Below are 4,941 nucleotides of genomic sequence, written 5' to 3'. Positions count from 1 at the left end.
GATGCCGCCCGCGCCCGGCCGTGCCGCCCCGTCAAGGGCGTCTTCCCGAGCGCGAAGGCGCCGGGGGAGGCACGGTGGTCCGCGGGCGGCGGCAGCCGCTAGCGCAGACGCGCCATCAGCGCGTGCTCCACGAGCGTGATGAGCGTGGACTTGGCGTCGGCGCGGTGGCGGGCGTCGGTGGTGATGATCGGGGTGTCCGGCCCGATCTGCAGCGCCTCCCGGACCTCGTCCGGGTTGTACGGCTGCTGTCCGTCGAAGCCGTTCAGCGCGATGACGAACGGCAGGCCGCTGTTCTCGAAGTAGTCGACGGCGGGGAAGCAGTCGGCGAGGCGTCGGGTGTCGACGAGGACGACCGCGCCGATGGCGCCGCGCACCAGGTCGTCCCACATGAACCAGAAGCGGTCCTGGCCGGGGGTGCCGAACAGGTACAGGATGAGGTCCTGGTCCAGGGTGATGCGGCCGAAGTCCATGGCCACCGTGGTGGTGGTCTTGTCCCCGGTGTGGGTGAGGTCGTCGATGCCCGCCGAAGCGGACGTCATGACGGCCTCCGTGCGCAGCGGATTGATCTCCGAGACGGCGCCGACGAACGTGGTCTTGCCCACGCCGAATCCGCCGGCCACCACGATTTTCGCGGACGTGGTGGAGCGGGAAGGCCCTCCGCTAGAGCTTGCGAAGTCCACTGAGCACCCTTTCGAGCAGTGTCACGTCTGGCTGGCCGCCGGCGTTCTCGTCGCCGCCGGGCTGATGGATGGCGACCAGGCCCGCCTCCGCCAAGTCGGCGACGAGGATCCTGGCCACGCCGAGAGGGATCGTCAGCAGGGCCGAGATCTCGGCCACCGACTTGATCTCCCGGCAGAGGTTGCAGATCCGCTGATGCTCGGGCAGCTGGCCCTGCATCTGGTGCGGCTGCGCGGTGGTGTGCACCAGCGCCTCGATGGCGAGCTGGTACCGCGGCCTGGTGCGGCCGCCCGTCATCGCGTACGGGCGCACCAGGGGATTGTGCGACGCCCCGGCGGGCGCGGGTTCGGGTGCTCGGCGCTGCGGCTGCACGGGCTGGATGCGCGGGGCATGCGGCTGGTCGTACGGCGAAGGCCCGGGGCCCTGCGGCGCGTACGGCTGCTGGTGGTTCGGGGCGGAGGGGTAGCCGTATCCGCTCGCGGCACCGTCGTGCTGGCCCTGGGCAGGGCCGTACGACCAGTCGCCCGATGTGGAGCCGCCTGGGGGTGTAGCCACTTTCTCCTCCTCCGACTGTGCCTGGCGCCCATCGCTGTGGAGCCGCGTCCCGAAACCTTACGGCCACGGGACGCCAAAACGCACTGTCCGTCCTTTAGTTGAGAAGGCTCCCCTGGAGCTCCGCGCGAAGGTCCGGAGTCAGGACCGTACCGGCACGGTCCACCAGAAGCGCCATCTCGTACCCAATGAGGCCGATGTCCGCCTCCGGATGTGCGAGAACCGCGAGCGACGAACCGTCGGAAATGGACATGATGAACAGGAATCCCCGCTCCATCTCCACAACCGTCTGGTTCACGCTGCCGCCCTCGAAGATCCGGGACGCGCCGGCGGTCAGGGACGTCAGCCCGGAGGCGACGGCCGCGAGCTGGTCGGCGCGGTCACGGGGGAAGCCTTCGGACATCGCCAGAAGGAGTCCGTCGGCGGAGACCACCACCGTGTGGGACACCCCCGGGGTGTTGTCCACGAAGTTGGTGATCAACCAGTTCAGGTTCTGTGCCGCCTGGCTCATCGGGCTCACACTAACGCTCCTGGTTGTAGGTGCTGTCAGGACCGAAGCCCTGGCCGTTCGTTTCACTGCCCGCGCTGCGGCCCCGTTGGACACCGCGACGCAGGTTGCTCAGCCTGCCCCGGACGTCCTCCGGGGCGCGGGAGACCTGTGGGCCTCCCTGGGGAGTGGTTTCGGCGGCTCCCTGGACCAGGTTGGCCTTGGGCACCCGCCGCGGCAGACCGGAGGAGGTCACTCCGCCCGCCTTGGGCTTCCGGAGCTGCGAAGCCTGCTGCCAGCGCTCGTCGTTCGCCGAACGCCAGCCGCTGCCGCCGTCGCTCTCCGGGGTCGAGGCCGGCGGCTCCTGGTTCGCACGCTGCGCACCGCCCGCGCCCTTCGCGCCGCCCGCGGTGGATCCGCGACGGGGAAGTCCGGCGTCGGTCAGTTCGTGCGCCTCGGAGGGAGCCGGTCCCGGACGGTCGAAGCCTACGCCGTCCTGCTCGCGTACGTCAGCGGCCTGCGCGGATTCCGCTTCCGGGGCCTGAGCAGGGTACTGGTCCTGGTGGCCGTTGCGGTAGCCGTCCTGCTGCGGCCAGTCGTCCTCGCGGCGGCGTTCGGCGAAGGACGGGAACGCGTCGGGGGCACCCGCCGCCGTCCGGTCGTCCTGGGCCGGCTGCGCGTAGGAGGCGTCGCCGTAGCCGTTCCCGGCGGCGAAGGCGTCGTTCTGCGGCAGGTTGCCGTTCGGCGCGTAGTAGCCGTCGCCGTACGCCGCCTGCTGCTGGTCCTGGTACTGCGTCTGCTGACCGTTGTCGTACGCCTGCTGGTCGTACCCGGCGCTCTGCTGCTCCTGGTAGCCGCCGTCGAAGCCCTGGCCCTGGGCGTAGCCCTGGCCGGCGTCGTAGCGCTGACCGCTGTCGTAACCCTGGCCGTTGTCGTAACCCTGGCCGTTGTCGTAGCCCTGCTGGGCGGCGAACCCGTCCTGGTAGCCGGTGGCGTCGGGCGCCTCGGCGGTGTTCTGCGCGGCCGGATCGGCCTGGGGGGGCTGGGCCTGGGCCTCCAGGGCCGCCCGGCGCTCCTCGCGCATCAGGGAACGGCCGACCGGGTCCAGCTCGCGGATGTCGTCGGGGACCTCCGCGTACCGGCTGTCGTCGAAGCCCAGCTCGGCGGCGGTGCGCATCGGCTGCTGCCCGCCGAACTCCTCGGCCTGGAAGTTCTGCTCCGGGATGATCTGCGAGACCGTGAACTCGGTGCGGTCGGCCTGCTGCTCGCCGCCGCCACCGTGGGTGATCGCGTCCGGCAGCATGACCAGCGAGGTGGTGCCGGCCTGCTCGCCTGAGGGGCGCAGCTGGACGCGGATGCCGTGCCGGTCGGACAGGCGGCCGACCACGAACAGGCCCATGCGCTGCGAGATCGCGGCGTCCACGGTCGGCGGGTTGGCCAGCTTGTGGTTGATGTCCGCGAAGTCCTCGGCGGTCAGGCCGATGCCCTTGTCGTGGATCTCGATCATCACGCGCCCGTCGGGCAGACGGGTCGCGGTCACGCGGACCTTGGTCTGCGGCGAGGAGAACGTGGTGGCGTTCTCCAGCAGCTCGGCGAGCAGGTGCACGAGGTCGGTCACCGCGCGGCCGTGGATCTCGGCCTCGGGGACGCCGGACAGCTCGATGCGCTCGTACTGCTCCACCTCGGAGGAGGCGGCGCGCAGCACGTCGACCAGCGGGACCGGCTGGTCCCAGCGGCGGCCGGGCTCCTCGCCGGCGAGGACCAGCAGGTTCTCGCCGTTGCGGCGCATACGGGTGGCCAGGTGGTCCAGGCGGAAGAGGTTCTCCAGCTGGTCCGGGTCGGCCTCGTTGTTCTCCAGGTCGGTGATCAGGGTCAGCTGGCCCTCGATCAGCGACTGGTTGCGGCGCGACAGGTTGGTGAAGATCGCGTTGATGTTGCCCCGCAGCAGCGCCTGCTCGGCGGCGAGCCGTACGGCCTCGCGGTGGACCTGGTCGAAGGCGCGGGCGACTTCGCCGATCTCGTCGGTCGAGGCGATCGGGATCGGCGCGACCTTGGTGTCCACGCGGCCCGGGTCGGTGCGGGAGAGCTGGTCGACCAGCATCGGCAGACGCTGCTCGGCGATGCCGAACGCGGCGTTGCGCAGCTGGCGCATGGAGCGGCTCATCTGGCGGGCCACCATGCCGGCCAGGATGAACGCGGCGAGCAGGGCGATCACCACGACGGCGCCGGTGATCAGCGCGTCGCGCTGGGCGTCGTCGGCGATCTGGGCGGCCTCGTTCACTGCGGTGTCGGCGAGGTCCGACTCGATCTCGCGGTAGCCGTCGAACTTGAGGGTGTTCACGGCCCACCAGTTGGCGGGCGTGATGCCCTGGCCGGCGAGTTCGGCGCGCGCGGCCGGGTCGGTGGAGGGCAGCCGGCCCAGCTCGGAGATCATCGTCTCCGGCTTGGCGGGCGGCGGGACGTAGTCCGGGTCCTTCTGCTTGGCCTCCTTGGCCATCGCGGCGCCCTCGGCCTGGATCTCCTCCTTGGCCCGCTCCAGCTTGGCCGCGTCGGCCTCGGTGCCGCCGCCGAGGTACTCCTCGACGGCGATGCCCTCGAGGTAGGCGTACGAGGAGAGGGCCACGCGCTGGCTGGCGAGCTGGCTGTCGGTGGGGCCGGGCTTCACCAGCATGTGCATGCCGATGGCGCGCTCCAGCGACAGCGCCGCCTTGGTCAGCGAGATCGCGTAGACCGTACGTCCGTAGCTGGTGATGTTGCCGGTGCCGAGGCCGAGCTCGTTGGCGAACTCCATCAGGGGGTGGGCGACGGCGACGTAGCCCTCCTCCGTCTGCACGCCCTTGAGCTTGGAGGTGAACGCGGCGGCGCGCAGCCCGGTCAGCTGCGGCTCGGCCTCGCGGAACAGCTTCAGCCGCCGCTCCAGGCCGGGCTTGTCGGGCATGCTCCGCGCGGCCTCGTCGAAGGCGTCGGCGGCCTTGTCGGTCGCGGCGCGCGCCTGGGAGACGGTCGGGTCGTCCTGGCCCTTGCCCTGGAGCAGCGGGGCGGCGCTGACGTCGCGCTCGTTGTAGAGGGCGTCGGCGTAGGTGAGGGAGGCCCGCACCAGACGGGCGGTGTTCTCCGCGTCCTCGGCCTCCTGCCAGGTGTCGATCGAACTCTTCACCTGGAAGCCGCCCATGACGAGGCCGACCAGCACGGGTATGAGCAGGATCGCGTTGAGTCTGGTCGCC

At 71.1% G+C, this 4,941-nt stretch carries 4 protein-coding genes; all 4 read right to left on the bottom strand.

What is annotated here, in order from left to right:
- Positions 1-98 precede the first annotated feature (98 nt).
- Complete coding sequence (locus tag FGW31_RS00020) at positions 99-680, bottom strand: GTP-binding protein (RefSeq protein ID WP_026243582.1); 582 nt, start codon at positions 678-680, stop codon at positions 99-101.
- Positions 661-1,233 (bottom strand): DUF742 domain-containing protein, encoded by a 573-nt coding sequence (locus FGW31_RS00015; protein ID WP_142191188.1) that lies wholly within the window; start codon positions 1,231-1,233, stop codon positions 661-663. Before FGW31_RS00015 ends, FGW31_RS00020 begins: the two co-directional genes overlap by 20 nt.
- A 94-nt stretch (positions 1,234-1,327) precedes the next feature.
- Positions 1,328-1,741, bottom strand: coding sequence for a roadblock/LC7 domain-containing protein (locus FGW31_RS00010; protein WP_004983065.1), 414 nt, complete (start codon positions 1,739-1,741; stop codon positions 1,328-1,330).
- Between the two features lie 10 nt (positions 1,742-1,751).
- A partial coding sequence (locus FGW31_RS00005; protein ID WP_142191187.1) for a sensor histidine kinase occupies positions 1,752-4,941 on the bottom strand: 3,190 nt, incomplete at its 5' end.

Origin of the sequence: Streptomyces calvus (assembly GCF_006782915.1) — a bacterium.
In the GTDB taxonomy this organism is placed as follows: Bacteria; Actinomycetota; Actinomycetes; order Streptomycetales; family Streptomycetaceae; genus Streptomyces; species Streptomyces calvus.
Note: the sequence above shows the minus strand (reverse complement) of the source record. Positions and strands in the feature narration are given on the sequence as shown.